Source organism: Kitasatospora sp. NPDC051984 (assembly GCF_044593455.1).
Classification (GTDB): Bacteria; Actinomycetota; Actinomycetes; order Streptomycetales; family Streptomycetaceae; genus Kitasatospora.
This window is the reverse complement of sequence record NZ_JBIUCB010000018.1, coordinates 106,652-121,045: the sequence shown is the minus strand read 5'-3', so window position 1 is coordinate 121,045 and position 14,394 is coordinate 106,652. Positions and strand designations below refer to the sequence as shown.

Sequence of the window (14,394 nt, the reverse complement as noted above, 5' to 3'; positions counted from 1 at the left end):
GACACACATGGCGGCGATCTTCGCGAACACCTCGATGGCGAAGATCACCGCCAGCCCATCACAACACGCAGTTGATCAATTACCCAACACTTTCTGAGGGATCAGCGGGCGCACCTGATCGGCGTTGGCGGCGTCCTCCAGCAGTACCAGGGCGTTGCGCCGCGCGGCTTCGGTCTGCCAGAGGCGGACCAGATCCTCCTCGGTCCCGGGCAGCGGGGCGTGGTCGCCGAGGCCGAGCGAGCGCAGCAGCGCCCGTGTGACCTCGCTGACCGGGGCGGGGCCGCCCGGGGTTCGCGCGCGCAGCCGCGCCACCAGCTGGCCGTCCGGGTAGCGGTCGGCCAGCCGGCGGCCCCACGCGGCGGCGAGGGCCCGCTTGCCGATGCCGTCGGGGCCAGTGATCACCACGACTGGCGATGCCTGGGCCGTGTCGGCGCGGCCGAGGGTGTCCTCCAGTGCTTCCAGGTCGTCCTCCCGCCCGGTGAACATGGGTGGAGCGGGGGCGAGTTGACGCGGAACCGGCAGCCCGGGCAGGTCGGGGCGCCCGTCGGCCGCGCCGGTGCCGGCCTGTGTCTGGTCGCTGCTCATCGCGCGGCCCCGGCGGCGCTCGGTGCCTGCCCGGCGCGCATGCGGGGGCGTAGCGGCACGGCTCCCTGCGGCGGGGGCGCGAGGCTGAGGGCGGCGTCGATCAGCGCCTGGTGGCTGGAGGTCTGCGGGAAGTTGCCGAGCTGGCCGTGGGCGAGGGTGTCGTACGTTTCGGCGAGCAGCCCCAGATCCCCGCGCAGGGCGAGAAGGCGGTCGAACAGGTCGCGGGCCTCGCGGCTGCGGCCGACGGCGACGAGCGCCTGGACGAGCCGGAACGAGAAGGCCAGGGACGCCACTTCGCCGCCGTACTCCTCACCGTCGGCGTCGCACAGCACGAGGCCGCTCTCGGTGGACAGTTCGCGCTGGGCGGCTTCGACGGTGCCGATGACGCGCGCGTCGTCCGGCGGCAGGAAGCCGGCCTGCGGGACCAGCAGCAGTGCGGCGTCCGGCTTCGTGGCGCCGTAGTACCGGGTGAAGGTGGTGCGGTCCGGGTCGTAGCCGTTGTCGCACACGTCGGTGTGGATCGCGTCGCGCAGCTCGCGGTACCAGCCCAGTGGGGCGGGCGGGTCGGTGCGGCGCTCCAGCATCGCAAGGGACCGGTCGACGGCGATCCAATACCGGATCTTGGCGTGGGTGAAGTCGCGGCTCTCGCCTTGGACTTCGCGGATTCCGCTGTCCGGCGCCTGCCAGCGGTCCTCGATCTCGGCGAGGACCGCGAGGACCCAGGCGTCGACCTGCGGCGTGGGCGGCAGTCCCGCGTCCTCGGCGAGCAGCAGGGTGTCGACCACCTCGCCCAGGACGTCGAGCTGGAGCCGGCTGGCGGAGGCGTCGCCGATGCGCACGGGCCGGGAGCCCTCGTATCCGGTCAGGTGGTCGAGCACCTCTTCGTCGAGCTCCGGGTCGCCGTTGGCGCGGTAGGCGGACTGAAGACGGTGGGGGTCGACGTTCTCAATCAGCCATCCCCGCCAGCGCCTGGCCTCGTCGAGGAACCCGAGCCGCACCAGTGAGGCGATGGCCAGGGCGCTGTCGCGCAGCCGCACGAACCGCTGGTCCCGCAGGCGTCCGCCGCCGAGTTGCTCGGGCAGGGTGGGCATGGACGTGGTCGGCGCGGTGAGGACGCCGCCCCGGGGGTGGCACAGGGCCTTGATCGTGACGGCGGAGCGCACCACCGCCTCCCGGTCGGGGCCGCGGTAGGCGCACCCGCGCGCCCATCGCTCCCAGAACTCCACGGTTGCGTCCAACTGGGCGAGCGCGTCGGACGGCAGCGGGGCGGGGCGGCCGGCGAGCTTCCACGTCAGCGTGAGCGCGACGCTCTCGCCGCGGCGGAGGGTGAAGTGGGCGCGGCACACCCCGTCCCACTCGAAGGAGTGCCGGACCGCTCCGCTCAGCCAGTACGTCTCGCCGTGGCCGTTCGCCGCCAGCCGGTGGAGTCCGTCCTGGTCGGCGTGCCTGATGTACGGCATTCTGGCGCCGTAGTCGACACGCGGCCGGTAGACGGACACGGCGTCCACCTCGCCGCGGACGCATTCGACGATCCGGACGATCTTCGCGTCGGCGTCGCCGGCGGGCGTGGGGGCGGGCATGAAGTCGCTGACTGCGAGGACGCCCGTGCCGGTGTCGTACTCGCTGCGCAGGACCATCGTGTCGCGCAGGTATTGGCGGCGGGCGGCGGCCCGGGGTTGCGGGCCGGCCGGGCCGACGCGCCAGAAGCCGTGTTCCTGTCGGCCGAGCAGGGAGGCGAACAGCGCGGGGGAGTCGACGCCGGGCAGGCATGCCCAGGTGATGCTGCCGTCCGGGCGGACCAGGGCGGCGGCGCGGGTGTTGCCGAGGAGGGCGTGCTCCTCGATCGGGACAGGGGTGGCGGTGCCGGGCATGAAGAAGGGGGTTCCTGACGTGGGCGGGCGGTGGGCGGTCAGCCTCGGGCGGCGGCGTCGAGCGCGTCGAGCACGGCGGCGACGGTGGCGGCGAGCGTGTCGTGGACCTTCAGCCACGGGGTGACGCCCGCCAGCAGCACGCGATTGGCCTGCTGAACGGGGTCGGCGGGGTCGCGGCCGACCACCACCAGCTGTCCGGGCTGGTTGAGCAGGCCAGCCGTGTAACGGTCGTGCACGCGGACGTGGCCGAGCGGGTTCCAATACAGGACGGCGCCGGTACGGCGGATGTTGCGGTCCTGCCAGCCGAGGGGAGTCCACGCGCGGTAGGGGTCGGTGGCGGGGTTGAGCGAGGGGCGGGGGTTGAGGACGGAGCCGTCGAAGCCGGCGTCCGCGAGCAGACCGACCGCCTCCCACTGCCAGTCCGGCCCGTCGACGGTCGCCCCGGCCAGGTACAGCGACGGCCGTCCGTCCGGCTCGAAGTCCCCCGGTGCCTCGATGTACCGGAGGCGGCCCATGTTCCCGCCGCCGGGAGGGAGCGGTGCGGGCGCGAACGGGCGGGTCTGGAGGGTCATCTCGTCTCTGCGTCGTGTCGATGGGGAGTGCGGGTGGTCGGTGGTCGCCCGCTTCACGGGCGGATCCGGGCGGTGGTGCGGGAAGGCCCACGGCCGACTGCCGCGCGGCGGCGGATCAGCCAGTCGGAGCCCGCGGCCGCCGCGAGGGCGGGAGCGGCGACGAGTGCGAGCCAGACCGGCTGGGCACACTCCCGGTGCTCGATCAGGAACAGCATGCTGGCACCGGTGGGCGCGCCGAGCAGGAAGCACGTGATCGCTCCGGCGGGGCCGATTCGGCGGGGAGCGGTCATGATTGGTCGTCCGTTCGGCACCGGGCCGAGTCGGTGCTGTCGGTGCTGCTCCGCTGCCACCGGTTGAACGGGCTGCGCCCGTCCCGGTAGGCCCGGAGCTCCAGCACGCTGACGTAGCAGGCGCCCGCCATCGTGGCGACCAGACAGAGCTGTTCGGCGCGGGTACGCGCCGCCTCCGCGCTGCCGATCACGAACCCGAGGACAGCGCCGACACCGAGCCCGATGAGCGGCCCGATCAGAAGTACCGTCATGACAACGCGCTTGAGTCGCCGTATCGCCACGTCCTTCTGGGCGAGCTGTTCCTCGTACGTGGCGGTGTTCACTGTGCTGCCTCGGAGACCGTCCGCTCTGGCGCGCCGGGCCGGGCCGGCGTGACGAGTTCGGTGAGGACCCCGGCGACGACGGCCTGTTCCAGCGTCCGCACCCGCAGCTGCGCGTACAGCGTCCCGATGTAGCCGTCCATGGACGTTTTCGAGACGCCGAGCCGTTCGGTGATCTCTGGGACGGTGAGACCGTCCGCCAGGCCCTGCAGGATCTTCTGGAGTCGAGGAAACAGGGTCGGTGCCGCCCGCAGCTCCTCGGTGTCGCGTTCCGGGGCGGTGACGAGTCCGGTGGCGGCCATCCAGCCGGCGAGTTGGGCACGAGTGCGGGCACCGGCCTCGCGGAGGAGCGCCTCGACGGCCTTCCGGGCGTCCTCGGTGCGCCGGTACGGGCTGGGCGCCCTTGCGATGTCGCGGGCGGTGCAGCCGCCCGCGACGTGGACGGCCAGATTGACGTCCGCGTCGGTGAGACGGTGAAGGCGCGCGACAGGCACGGAGTTTTCCTGGTCGGGGGTCACGGCTGGTCGGCGTTCTGCGTATCGGGGTTGGCGGCGAGGCGGGCCAGCAGCTGCTTCCCGAGGCTGGCCGTCTTGCCGGTGCCGATGAGGAGCACCAGGTCGCCGGGGCCGGAGAGTTCGGCGACCTGCTGAGCGGCGCTGGGCGCGTCGGGACCGGTACGCAGCCGGTGGACCGCGTCCGGTCCGAGCCGCTGAAGGAGAACCTGCTGGACGGTGTCCAACGGGTATTCGGTGTCGAGGACTGGGGACAGCGGCGTGTGGACGGGCAGTAGCAACACGCGGTCGGCGGACGCGACCGCGGAACCGAGGTCGGCGCCGTGAGCCCAGGTTCGGGCAAGCCCGTCGGGCTCCAGCACGGCGATGATCTTGCCCTCGGTGAGGTTCCGGGCGGTGGTGACGTCGGCGGCGACCTCCCGCGGGTGGCGGGCGCCGGAGACGGCCACGCAGACGCCGGCCTCCTGGCCGAGGACGGCCAGGGAGCGCTCGCTGCCGCGGAAGTCGCGCAGGCGCTCGGCGACGGCGGCGGCCTTCTCGCCGACCACCAGGGCGGTGGCAATAGCCGCGCACACGTCGTAGGCGCGCTGGGGGCCGACGGCGGGCACGGTGAACGTGTGCAACTGGCCGCCGAAGCGGATCGTGGCGCGGTACGTGGTGTCGTCGTCGCACAGGAGCTGCTCGACCTGCACGTCGGCTTTGCCGTCGACGCCGACGGTGACCACCCGGGGAGCGGGCAGACCCCGCTCCACCCTGTCCGCCAGTCGTTCGCGCAGGTTGATGGCACCGTCCTCCCAGGTGGGCAGGACGACGGTCGCCGCGGAGACAGCCAAAACCTCGGCGGCGTCCAGGCCCGCCACGTTGTCCGCGATGTGGGGAACGTTCTTGTCGGTGGTGAGGATCAGCGCGTAGGACGGCTTCGGCCGCTCGCGGACGAAGTGGGACCTGGGACGGTACTGCCACCCCGCGACCACCGGAGCCTCGTGCGTCCCGGCGTCCGGACCGAAGTCGACGACGAGCATGCCCTGTTCGGTGCCGAAGCTGCCCGCCGCCCTGTTCCGGACGGCGGCGGTGAGGACCCAGCCGGTGGTGCCGTCGTCCATCGCCGCCGCCAGTGCGGCGGCAGCGGTCGCGGTGCTGTGACTGCCCCAGACCGCCACCGTCCGCTCCCCGGCCAGTGCCGCGATCTCCGCGAGGGCGTCGGCCCTCCTCAGGACCGGAAGCTTCCGCTGATACGCCTCCTCCAACTCCGGGTGCGCCGGCATGACGGCGGCCGACCACACCACCGCGGTCCGGTCGGAGCTCACGTGACCGGCGTCGAATCCCACGTCGACCTGGACCCCGGCACCTCGCAGCGCGGCCACCGCGGGGCTGTCGGCCAGGGCGGGCAGAACGGAGCCGCTGACGGACGCCCCTGCGCCGGCCAGCCACTGCGCCAGGCCCCGCATTCCGTCCTCGGTGATGTCCACTAGGTGCGGCGCGGTCAGCAGTACGGGCAGCGCGGCACTGCGCTGGGCGCCGGGCTCTTCAGCGGTTCTGGGGGCGGTGGTGTCCATGGTTCTCCAACGGGGAAACGAATCGTCAGGTGGTGGCGCCGGGCCGACGGCGGGGAGCGGATCGGACCCGCCGTCGGCCCGGGGCTGGCGGAGCTCAGGCGTGGGCGAGGCCGCGCGCGATCTCGGCGGTGCTCACCAGCGGTGCGTGGTGGTCCAGTTCCAGGTGCGCGACACCGGCCAGGCGAGCGGTGACGTCGGTGCCCAGCAGGTTCGTCGCCAGCGCGCTGCCCTCGAACGCCGCGAGCGCGTCGGCCAGCGAGAACGGCAGCGGCCGAGCCGAGCCGACGTCGTAGCCGTCGCCGACGATGGGCTCGGGCGGAGTCAGGTCGTTCGCGATGCCGTGGCGGATGCCGGCGGCGACGGCCGCCAGCGCGAGATAGGGGTTGGCGTCGGCACCGGGAACCCGGACTTCGATCCGCAGGCCCCGGTCGCGCCCGACCACGCGCAACGCGCACGTCCGGTTGTCGCGTCCCCACGTCCACCGCGTCGGGGCGAAACTCCTCGGTTGCAGCCGGCGGTAGGAGTTGACGTACGGCGCCAACATCGGTACGAGGTCGGGCAGCACGGCCAGCACTCCGGCCACCGCCCGCTGCCCGTCCGACGACAGCTCGTACTCCGCACCCGGCAGGCACGTCACTGGCTCGCCGTCGCGCCACAGCGAGACGTGCAAGTGAAGTCCGGACCCGATGCCGGTCTCCGGGGCCGCCATGAACGTGGCCGTCAGCCCTCTGCGCTCGGCGAGCGTCCGCGCGGCGTGCTTGAACAGCAGGTGCTGCTCGCACGCGGCCAGCGGATCACCGTAGGGGAAGGTGACCTCGACCTGGCCCGGAGCCGACTCCCACTTCACCGCCTCCACCGGGCATCCCGCCGCCGACAGCACCCGGCGCAGCTCGGCCGTGAACTCGGCCGCTCCGGTGGGCAGATCGAGCGTGTAGTCGCCGGTGGTGCGTGTCAGCGGTACCTGGCCGCGGTAGCCACGGTCGGCGGCCTGCTCCGCCGTCCCCCGGTACAGGACGAACTCCGTCTCCAGGCCCACACGCAGCACGTAGCCGAGCTTCTCCAGAGCGGCGAGCTGGTCGCGGAGGATCGCCGCCGGTGCGGTCGGCAGCGGGCGGCCGTCGGCGGTGACCGGATCGGCCAGGACCAGGGCGGTCCGGTGCAACCAGGGCAGCCGGTGCGTCCTGCCGAGGTCGGGCCGCAGCTCCACGTCCCCGAAGCCGGAGCCCCAGGCGGAGGCCGACATCCCCAGGTCGGTGTCAAGGAGGTAGCCACACACCTCCGGCCGCAGCGTCCCGCCCTCCAACTGCCGCAGCAGCACCGAGGCGTCCACCGCCTTGCCCTTCAAGCCCCCCTGAGTGGTGACCATCGCGAGAAACGCCGTCTCCACCTTGCAGCGGTACACCAGATCCGCCAGGGAACCCACGTTCAAGTGCACGTTCTTCACCGCGGTGGTCACACGACCTCCCCGGCCAGCTCGATCAACTCGGCGGACTGCTGAACCGGCGGCGCGTACTCGTGCCGGGCCCGCAGCCACCACCACCCGCCTGCCAACAGCAGCACCGCGACGAGCGCCACTGGCGCGTAGTTGAACGTGTCGACCGTCACCGGGGCCGACTGCGGCAGGCACACCAGCACGCTCACCACAGCCACCCACCCGACCGCGATCCATCCGATCAGCGGCCCCCGGCGGCCCAGATTCCACGGGCCCGGCTCGAACCGCCGCCCCCTGCGGGACAGACGCAGATAGATCGGCACCGCGTACGCCGGCGTCATGCCCACCACGTTCACCGCGGTCACCGCCCCGTACGCCGTCGCGCTCCACAAGGCCGGCAGCGCCAGCACGAGCGCCGCGGCGACCGACAGCCACACCCCCGCCACCGGCGTGCCGGTGCGCTCCGACACCCGGCACCACAACCCCGATCCGGGAATCCCCCCGTCGCGGGAGAACGCGAACACCATCCGGGCGCTCGCAGCGGTCTCCGCGTTGCCGCAGAACAGCTGGGCCACGATCACCACGATCAGCAGCACCTTCGCCCCCGTCGGACCGAGCGCGTCGAGGAAGATCTGCGCCACCGGTGTGCCGGTGGTGGTGTTCAGGACGGTGTCGTAGTCGCCGATCGCGAACAGCAGGCCGGCCAACAACACCGCGCCCGCGATCCAGGACACCCAGATCGAGCGGACGATTCCGCGCGGCGCCGCCACCGAGGCCCGCGTCGTCTCCTCCGACATGTGAGCCGCGGCGTCGTAGCCCGAGAACGTGTACTGGGCCAGGAGCAGACCCACCGCGCTCACGTAGATGGGGTTCGACCAGCCGGTGTTGTTGACGAAATGCGCCATCACCCAGGACGCGTCCTGGTGCCGGGCGGGCACGACCACCAGCAGCCCGACGATCAAGGCGACACCGACGATCTGCCACCAGACCGAGACGGAGTTGAGCACGGACACCAGCCGCACGCTCCCCAGATTCAGCGCGGCGTGGAGCAGCAGGATCATGGTGAAGATCGCGAACAGGCCCAGCGGGGTCGGCTGGTAGCCGAATTGCATGTTCAGGAACGCGCCGGTGAAGTTGGCGGCGCCGTAGTCGATGCCGCAGATCCCGCCGATCAGTCCCAGCAGGTTGAGCCAGCCCACGGCGAAACCCCAGCGGGGGCCGCCTAGTTGGTGAGCCATGAAGAACAGCGCGCCCGACGTCGGATACGCGGAGGTGACCTCCGCCAGCGCCAGGCCCACGAACATGACCATGAAGCCGACGCCGATCCAGCCCCACAGCATCACCGCAGGACCGCCGGTGTTCAAGCCGTAGGAGAACATCGTCATACAGCCGGCCAGGACACAGATCACGTTGAACGCGCTGCCGAAGACCCCGAACGCACTCATCCGACGGGCGAGTTTCGGCTGGTAGCCGAGTCGGCGCAGGTGCTCCTCGTCGCTCTGGGGCGGTGGCGCGGCGTGTGCGGGGGGCATGGGAACGACCTCCGTGCAGGTAGAAGTGGGAAGGGTGGAAGGGCTGGGGAACGGGTGGCGTAGGGTCAGGCCAGCGCGGTGGCACGGCCGGCGAACGCCTGCTGTCGGGCGGTCAGCAGCACGACCTCGCCCATCTCCCGGGACTCGGCCACATCGCTCCAGGGAGTGCGGGAGGCGAGCACTCCGAGTGCCTCGAAAACTTCGACGGCGGCGTCCATCTGCGCCGACGCCCACAGCGCGTGCGCGAGATGGCTGAGATCTGAAACCGTCCACGAACCGGGCTCGGCTGACCGCCAACTCCGATAGGCACGCTGCGTGTTCGAGAAGTGAGGGTCGCGCCGCCACTGCCCGCGCACGACCGCGTCCCGGCGCGGCGCCGTGCGGTACTGGTCGACCGACGCGTACAGCGGCAGGGCCGCGATCGGGGACCCCGGCAGCGCGTTCGTCGTGACCATGTGTACGAAGTCGAGTGCTGCGGAGCGACTCTCCTGCTGCCAGTACCGATACATGCGGTGGTGCGCCTCGCGGCCCACCGGATCGCGTCGGAGCACCTCGTCGAACATCCCCCACGGGCCGGCTGGGAGCATCGGATCCGTCGAACGCACCCGGTGCTCGGGCAGGGACCGATCGCGATCCAGCACAGCCAGGGCGAGTAGGCACACCCACGGAACCGGGTCCGCCGGATCAGCGTGCGCAGCTGTCCAGCACGCCACCCGCGCCGCCTGCTCCAGCTTCCACGCCTGCGGCCGCCCCGCCCGATCGGCGGTCAACGCGTGCTCGACCATCACCCTCAGCCGCAGCACGCCAAGACCGCGCGCATCAGGGTGCTCGCGCGCCCACTCGCCCAGCACCGCCGACCGCGCCGCCACCAGCGCCAGCACCTGCGTCCAGAACGTCCAAACAGCCGGCGTCGGCGACGGGGTAGTCAGCAGCCGCTCCGCCGACAGCCACCGGCCGGCCGACAGATCGTCCACCGCGGTCCGCAGGGCAGCGTCGAACCCGGCAGGGTGGTACACCGGCGGGGCAGACGATGCGGCAATCACGGGGGCAACCCTTTCGGTCATGGACATGGCATTCAGGTGGGCGGACCGGTGGACGATCACTGGTATGCGATGGCATCCGTCGGGCAGTACCCGATCGCGCAGAGAGAAGTGGCGGGCCGCCAGGTCGGCGTTTGGCGCGGGTCATAGGGAATCAGCAGACAACGCCGCTGTAACAGTGCAAATTTGTTGCATTGTGTGGCGCCCACGCGAGAAACATGGCTGTGAGCTGCCCCCTTGCCGGCCAACAAAGTTTTGGAGTTCGTGATGAAGCGGGTGGGGTTGCTTGCCCAGTGGCGGAGGGCGGAGGGATGGAGTCAGGAAGGGCTGGCCGAGGAGCTCGGCGTCGACCGGTCGACGGTGCACCGATGGGAGGCCGGCAAGGCCGTACCGCAGGCCCGGCAGATGCGTGCTCTCGCAGGGGCCCTCCGCCGTGAACCTGCCGAGCTTGAAGCCCTGTTCGACGGACGGCAGAGCCACGTCGGGTCGGAGGCCGATAGCGTCACCCGTGTCGACGCTTCGCCCGATGACCTGCGGATCGCTTATCTCGACCTTGAACGTCGATACGACCGAGTCCCGTCCGCGAGCCTCCTTGCCGAGGCCGGCCAGCATTTCGCCCGCATCGGCGAGTTGGCTCGTCACCTGCGCGGAGGACCACAACGGGGCCTGCTGCGGCTTCAGGCCGAGACGGCCACGCTGATGGGAAAGCTGGTGTGGGACGCCTCGCAGCGGCGCGACCATGGAGGCGCTCGGAAGTACTACTCACAGGCCGCTGCGCTCGCCCGCAGTGTGCAGGACCCCGCCTTGGAGAGTCACGCCCTGCTGCGGTCGAGCTATGTCGACCTGTACGGCACCAAGGATGCATCGACCGGCCTTGCGCTCGCCGAGGCGGCAGCGCGACGGGCCGCACCGGTCAGCCCGGCTCTGGCGGGGCTGGCGCTTCTGCACGTCGGTGAGGCGCACGCCATGCTCGGGGATAGAGAGGAGTGCGAGAGGAACATCGGCCTCGCCCAGGACCAACTGGCAGACGCCGGCGCCGGGCCTGCCGCTGACCTCGTCTCATCAGACCAAGTCGGCCGCCTCGCAGGCTCCTGCTATCTCGAACTCGGCGAACTCCGCCGGGCGCAGGGCGAACTGGAGTCCGCAGCCGGGATCCTGGGCCGCCACAAGAAGTCGCGGACGATCGTGCTGGGAAACCTCGCCCTTGCCCACATCCGGCAGCGGCAGGTCGACGGCGCCCTCGAAGTACTGGACCAGGCCGTGGACGAACTCGAGCAGACCCGCGGCGGCGGGGGAATGAACCTGGTGTTCGCCGCTGCGCGCGAGCTGAAACCCTGGCGACGAGAAGTCCAGGTTCTGGAACTCAACGACCGGCTGCTGTCCTTGATGGCGGCATCCTGACCGGAGGAGACGATGCACTCGTGACCGCGAACTCGGAGAGTGAGAAGGCCGAACTGCGCACCCGCGTCTGGGCCCAGCTGGATGCGGCCTCGGCGGTCGATGACGACACAGCGCATGGCAGGATCCCGGCATTCCACGGGGCCGAAGCAGCGGCCCGGCTCCTGGCGGAGCTGCCCGCATGGTTGTCGGCTGAGGTCATCAAGGTGGTGCCGGACACTGCGCAAGAGCCGGTCCGTGCCCTTGCCCTGGTGCAGGGGAAGGTGGTCTACATGGCCGTGCCCCGGTTGGCGGCGGAAGCACCGTTCTACGTCCTGGACCCCACGCGCCTCACCGTTCCCCCTGAAGTGGCTGCGAATCGCCGGCAGGTGCCCAGCCTCACCAACGCAGTCGATGTCGACGAGCTGGCGCCCGTCGACATGGTCGTCCTGGGCAGTGTCGCGGTCGACCGGACAGGTGCCCGGATCGGCAAGGGGGCGGGGTACTCGGACATCGAGGCTGCACTCCTGACCGAGGCTGGGCTGGTCAGCGAGAAGACGGTGTTCGTCACCACGGTGCACGGACTCCAAGTGGTGGACGCGGTGCCGACAGAGGCCCATGACGTCAAGGTCGACCTGATCGTCACACCTGAGGAGGTAATCCTGTGCCCCGGGCCGCGAACTGCCGCTCGGCTGCGCTGGGAAGAGCTCTCGGAGGAGAAGATCACTTCGATCCCCGCACTCGCCAGGCGCCGGGCGGACCGCGGCTGAAGAACCTCTGTCTGACCAATGAGACGGTCGGAACTCGGCGTCAGCGGGCTGGTGGTCAGCGGCAACCCTGCTGCCACTGACCACCAGCACTGCGCCTCAGCCTTGCCCGTCCTTCGGGGCGTAGCGCAGGAGGACGACATCGCCGATCGTCTCCGCACCGAGAAGGCGCATCCGGCGCGTGCTACCGCCGGGGTAGTCGGCCGGGTGGAGGAAGCGGGGAGCGGCGGCGTCGCCGACGAGGAGGGGTGCGACGGCGAGGTGGATTTCGTCGGCCAGGCCCTGGGAGAGGAATTGAGTGTGGATCTGGCCGCCACCCTCCACCATGAGACGCTCGATGCCGCGGGTGGCCAGGTTGTCGAGCAGCGCGCCGAAGTCGACGCTCTCGCCGGTGCTGACGATGTCGGCCAGGCCATCGAGTTCCTCGTGGAGCTTGGGTGCTGCGGAGTCGGTGGTGTAGACGACCTTCTGGTCTCCGAAGTGCCAGAACTTGAGGTCGCGGCTCAGGTCGCCGCTGGCGGTGATGGTCACCTTCAACGGGTACTCCGGTTTGCCGGCGGCGAGGCGGTCGGCGCGGCGCTTGTCGCTGTTCACCAGCAGGCGGGGGTTGTCGCTGCGCAAGGTGTTGCCGCCGATGAGAATGGCATCGGACTCGGCGCGGACCTGGTCGACGCGGTCGAAATCCTCGGCGTTCGACAGCAGCAGGCGCTGCGGGGAGGTGTCGTCGATGTGGCCGTCGACGGAGGTGGCGACGCTCAACAGCACGTAGGGGCGACGGGTAGCCATGGTGATCCGTTCTCTTGTGGAGTGGGCTGGGTGGCAGTCAGGTCTTGTGGAGGAGGACGCTGTCCAGTACCTCCCGGAAGTGCTCGACCTCGGGAACGCCCCGGCACCGCTGCAGAAGCATGTCGAGGGTGGCCAACTCCGTGAAGATCCGGGCGGAGCCGGTGGCAGCGGCGACGGCAACGGCGGCTGCGCCGGTGGCTGCGGCTTGCTCGGGGCCGTCGGCCTCGAACTGCGCGACGGCTGCCCGGGCGAGGTACACGCCACGGTCGCGCCGGAAGCCGGCCGGCAGCACACGGATCGCCTGTTCGAAGCCGGCAACCGCTTCGCGGTGCCGGCCGAGCAGCGACAGCGAGCGGGCCCGCTGCGCCTCGACATACGCGGCCGTGAGCCAGCGGCCGCGTCCGACCGGCGGCTCGGTCGGCTCGGTCAACAGCGCGATCGCATGGTCGAAGCCGTATTGAGCGGTTCGCTCGTCACCGAGGAGCGCGTGGCCGTGCGCGCCGTACACCGCACCCATGGCACTCAGACGGCTACCGGGACGGGCCAGACGCTGGGCGTATTCGGCCAGATCGACCGCATCGGCACTGCTGCGCATGTCGCCGGCGAGCTGCGCCTTGCGGGCCGTGATGTAGGTTGCCAAGTCCTGGTCGCCGCAGGCGTTCGCCCAGTCGGCGGCGCGATCCGCCCAGTACTGGGCGGCACCGTGGTCACCGCTGTCGTGGTACAGCCAACTGCAGAACTCCGCGTACTCCGCGAGGACCTGCAGCATGGCCTGCCGATCGTGGCCGCTCGCGTCCCGGCGGAGGCGCTGAACCAGGTAGATGTGCTCCCGAGCAGTGGCCAGGACGTTGCGGGGCCCGAGGATGTTGTCGCACTCGGCCAGGGATCTGCGGAGAATACGGAGGCTCTCCACCGGAGGAAGATCCGGCGGGAGTTCAGAGAACGGGCCCCCGAGAGCGGGCGCCAGTGACTCAGCCGAGTCGGCGGTCCCCAGCGGCGAAGGTCCGCCGGGCGCAACCTGGCGCGGCACCGGGAGGAAGACGACCTGGCCGTCAGGCGTCCGGTAGCCCGCGTGGGCACGACCGTCAGCCATCGCCATGGCGGAGACTCCGCTCATCGCCTCCGCAACACCGTTGCTGGGGCCGTCGAGCATCGGTAGCGCGCCCCGGCGCCCAGACTGTGCGCCGGAGCTGTCCTCGGGTCCGCCGGAAGTCACGGGATCACGCAGGGCTGCCGCAAGAGCACCCTGCTCAACCTTCAACAGCTGCGCAAGCTTCGGCAGTTGCCACGGGCGCGGCGCGGCATGGCCGCGTTCCCACCTGCTCGCGGTCGAGCGCTCGACGCTCATCGCGGCGGCCAGCGTCTCCTGAGTAAATCCGGCCTCCCTGCGGAGCCGGACGAACTCGTCCCGCCTTCCATTCATCAGCCGCCCCCTGGACACACCAAAGAATCTCGCCCGTCAACTCGACTGGTCAGAAGCGCTATTGCAACAGAAACGCCTCATCAATGCAGCAATTCTGCTCTGTTCGTAGCCACCGTGCAGCGGTTCCCTGGTGTTCGCCGGAAGGCCCGGCAGTGGAACAACTCGAAGGGGAGGGCAACCGCATGGAGACCACCGTGCCGAACAACACGCCGTCCGCCGCGGACGGCGGCCTGCTGGTCGCCGTCCGCGGCATCAAGGCCGCGCGCTCCCGGGCGGAGCAGCCGTCCGACAACACCGGCGGCCGTTCCGACCAGAACGACACCTGAGCGGG

At 71.0% G+C, this 14,394-nt stretch carries 15 protein-coding genes; 3 read left to right on the top strand and 12 right to left on the bottom strand.

Features of this window, described 5'->3' with window-relative positions; genetic code table 11:
- Nucleotides 1–75 precede the first annotated feature (75 nt).
- The 10 genes from ACIHEI_RS28450 to ACIHEI_RS28405 form a co-directional block, all read right to left on the bottom strand.
- Nucleotides 76–585: an AAA family ATPase gene (locus ACIHEI_RS28450; protein ID WP_396608647.1), complete on the bottom strand. Its 510-nt coding sequence runs from the start codon at nucleotides 583–585 to the stop codon at nucleotides 76–78.
- Nucleotides 582–2,456 carry a glycoside hydrolase family 15 protein gene (locus tag ACIHEI_RS28445; protein ID WP_396608646.1) on the bottom strand — a complete coding sequence of 625 codons (1,875 nt, stop codon included), beginning with the start codon at nucleotides 2,454–2,456 and terminating at the stop codon, nucleotides 582–584. The genes ACIHEI_RS28450 and ACIHEI_RS28445 overlap by 4 nt, the downstream gene beginning before the upstream one ends.
- 38 nt (nucleotides 2,457–2,494) lie before the next feature.
- Entirely contained in the window at nucleotides 2,495–3,028 is a 534-nt protein-coding gene (locus ACIHEI_RS28440) for a hypothetical protein (RefSeq protein WP_396608645.1), read from the bottom strand.
- Between the two features lie 53 nt (nucleotides 3,029–3,081).
- Nucleotides 3,082–3,318, bottom strand: coding sequence for a hypothetical protein (locus ACIHEI_RS28435; protein ID WP_396608644.1), 237 nt, complete (start codon nucleotides 3,316–3,318; stop codon nucleotides 3,082–3,084).
- Entirely contained in the window at nucleotides 3,315–3,641 is a 327-nt protein-coding gene (locus tag ACIHEI_RS28430) for a hypothetical protein (protein ID WP_396608643.1), read from the bottom strand. Before ACIHEI_RS28430 ends, ACIHEI_RS28435 begins: the two co-directional genes overlap by 4 nt.
- Nucleotides 3,638–4,132: a LuxR C-terminal-related transcriptional regulator gene (locus tag ACIHEI_RS28425; protein ID WP_396608642.1), complete on the bottom strand. Its 495-nt coding sequence runs from the start codon at nucleotides 4,130–4,132 to the stop codon at nucleotides 3,638–3,640. The genes ACIHEI_RS28430 and ACIHEI_RS28425 overlap by 4 nt, the downstream gene beginning before the upstream one ends.
- A 20-nt stretch (nucleotides 4,133–4,152) precedes the next feature.
- On the bottom strand, nucleotides 4,153–5,706 hold the full coding sequence (locus tag ACIHEI_RS28420; protein WP_396608641.1) for a Mur ligase domain-containing protein: 1,554 nt from the start codon (nucleotides 5,704–5,706) through the stop codon (nucleotides 4,153–4,155).
- 94 nt (nucleotides 5,707–5,800) lie between these two features.
- Nucleotides 5,801–7,162: a glutamine synthetase family protein gene (locus ACIHEI_RS28415; protein WP_396608640.1), complete on the bottom strand. Its 1,362-nt coding sequence runs from the start codon at nucleotides 7,160–7,162 to the stop codon at nucleotides 5,801–5,803.
- Nucleotides 7,159–8,670, bottom strand: coding sequence for an amino acid permease (locus ACIHEI_RS28410; RefSeq protein ID WP_396608639.1), 1,512 nt, complete (start codon nucleotides 8,668–8,670; stop codon nucleotides 7,159–7,161). The genes ACIHEI_RS28415 and ACIHEI_RS28410 overlap by 4 nt, the downstream gene beginning before the upstream one ends.
- A gap of 65 nt (nucleotides 8,671–8,735) precedes the next feature.
- Complete coding sequence (locus ACIHEI_RS28405; protein ID WP_396608638.1) at nucleotides 8,736–9,740, bottom strand: hypothetical protein; 1,005 nt, start codon at nucleotides 9,738–9,740, stop codon at nucleotides 8,736–8,738.
- 207 nt (nucleotides 9,741–9,947) lie between these two features.
- Here ACIHEI_RS28405 and ACIHEI_RS28400 point away from each other — a divergent pair, with 207 nt between their 5' ends.
- Both ACIHEI_RS28400 and ACIHEI_RS28395 read left to right on the top strand, forming a co-directional pair.
- Complete coding sequence (locus tag ACIHEI_RS28400; protein ID WP_396608637.1) at nucleotides 9,948–11,111, top strand: helix-turn-helix transcriptional regulator; 1,164 nt, start codon at nucleotides 9,948–9,950, stop codon at nucleotides 11,109–11,111.
- A gap of 20 nt (nucleotides 11,112–11,131) precedes the next feature.
- The gene (locus ACIHEI_RS28395; protein WP_396608636.1) at nucleotides 11,132–11,857 is read left to right on the top strand and encodes a 5-formyltetrahydrofolate cyclo-ligase; all 726 of its coding nucleotides are present in this window, start codon (nucleotides 11,132–11,134) and stop codon (nucleotides 11,855–11,857) included.
- Nucleotides 11,858–11,953: 96 nt separating this feature from the next.
- Here the strand turns inward: ACIHEI_RS28395 and ACIHEI_RS28390 are convergent, their stop codons facing one another.
- The gene (locus ACIHEI_RS28390; RefSeq protein WP_396608635.1) at nucleotides 11,954–12,640 is read right to left on the bottom strand and encodes a RibD family protein; all 687 of its coding nucleotides are present in this window, start codon (nucleotides 12,638–12,640) and stop codon (nucleotides 11,954–11,956) included.
- Between the two features lie 37 nt (nucleotides 12,641–12,677).
- A complete protein-coding gene (locus ACIHEI_RS28385; protein WP_396608634.1) occupies nucleotides 12,678–14,063 on the bottom strand; it encodes a helix-turn-helix domain-containing protein in 1,386 nt (461 codons plus the stop codon).
- 182 nt (nucleotides 14,064–14,245) lie between these two features.
- On the opposite strand from ACIHEI_RS28385, the gene ACIHEI_RS28380 reads away from it, so the two are divergent.
- A complete protein-coding gene (locus ACIHEI_RS28380) occupies nucleotides 14,246–14,389 on the top strand; it encodes a hypothetical protein (protein WP_396608633.1) in 144 nt (47 codons plus the stop codon).
- The last annotated feature ends 5 nt before the right edge of the window (nucleotides 14,390–14,394 follow it).

What these genes read in the sequence shown, in the direction of transcription:
- ACIHEI_RS28450 (WP_396608647.1), bottom strand. Translation starts at nt 585, where the DNA reads ATGAGCAGCGACCAGACACAGGCCGGCACCGGCGCGGCCGACGGGCGC.
- ACIHEI_RS28380 (WP_396608633.1), top strand. Translation starts at nt 14,246, where the DNA reads ATGGAGACCACCGTGCCGAACAACACGCCGTCCGCCGCGGACGGCGGC.
- ACIHEI_RS28440 (WP_396608645.1), bottom strand. Translation starts at nt 3,028, where the DNA reads ATGACCCTCCAGACCCGCCCGTTCGCGCCCGCACCGCTCCCTCCCGGC.
- ACIHEI_RS28445 (WP_396608646.1), bottom strand. Translation starts at nt 2,456, where the DNA reads ATGCCCGGCACCGCCACCCCTGTCCCGATCGAGGAGCACGCCCTCCTC.
- ACIHEI_RS28410 (WP_396608639.1), bottom strand. Translation starts at nt 8,670, where the DNA reads ATGCCCCCCGCACACGCCGCGCCACCGCCCCAGAGCGACGAGGAGCAC.
- ACIHEI_RS28405 (WP_396608638.1), bottom strand. Translation starts at nt 9,740, where the DNA reads ATGTCCATGACCGAAAGGGTTGCCCCCGTGATTGCCGCATCGTCTGCC.
- ACIHEI_RS28390 (WP_396608635.1), bottom strand. Translation starts at nt 12,640, where the DNA reads ATGGCTACCCGTCGCCCCTACGTGCTGTTGAGCGTCGCCACCTCCGTC.
- ACIHEI_RS28435 (WP_396608644.1), bottom strand. Translation starts at nt 3,318, where the DNA reads ATGACCGCTCCCCGCCGAATCGGCCCCGCCGGAGCGATCACGTGCTTC.
- ACIHEI_RS28420 (WP_396608641.1), bottom strand. Translation starts at nt 5,706, where the DNA reads ATGGACACCACCGCCCCCAGAACCGCTGAAGAGCCCGGCGCCCAGCGC.
- ACIHEI_RS28385 (WP_396608634.1), bottom strand. Translation starts at nt 14,063, where the DNA reads ATGAATGGAAGGCGGGACGAGTTCGTCCGGCTCCGCAGGGAGGCCGGA.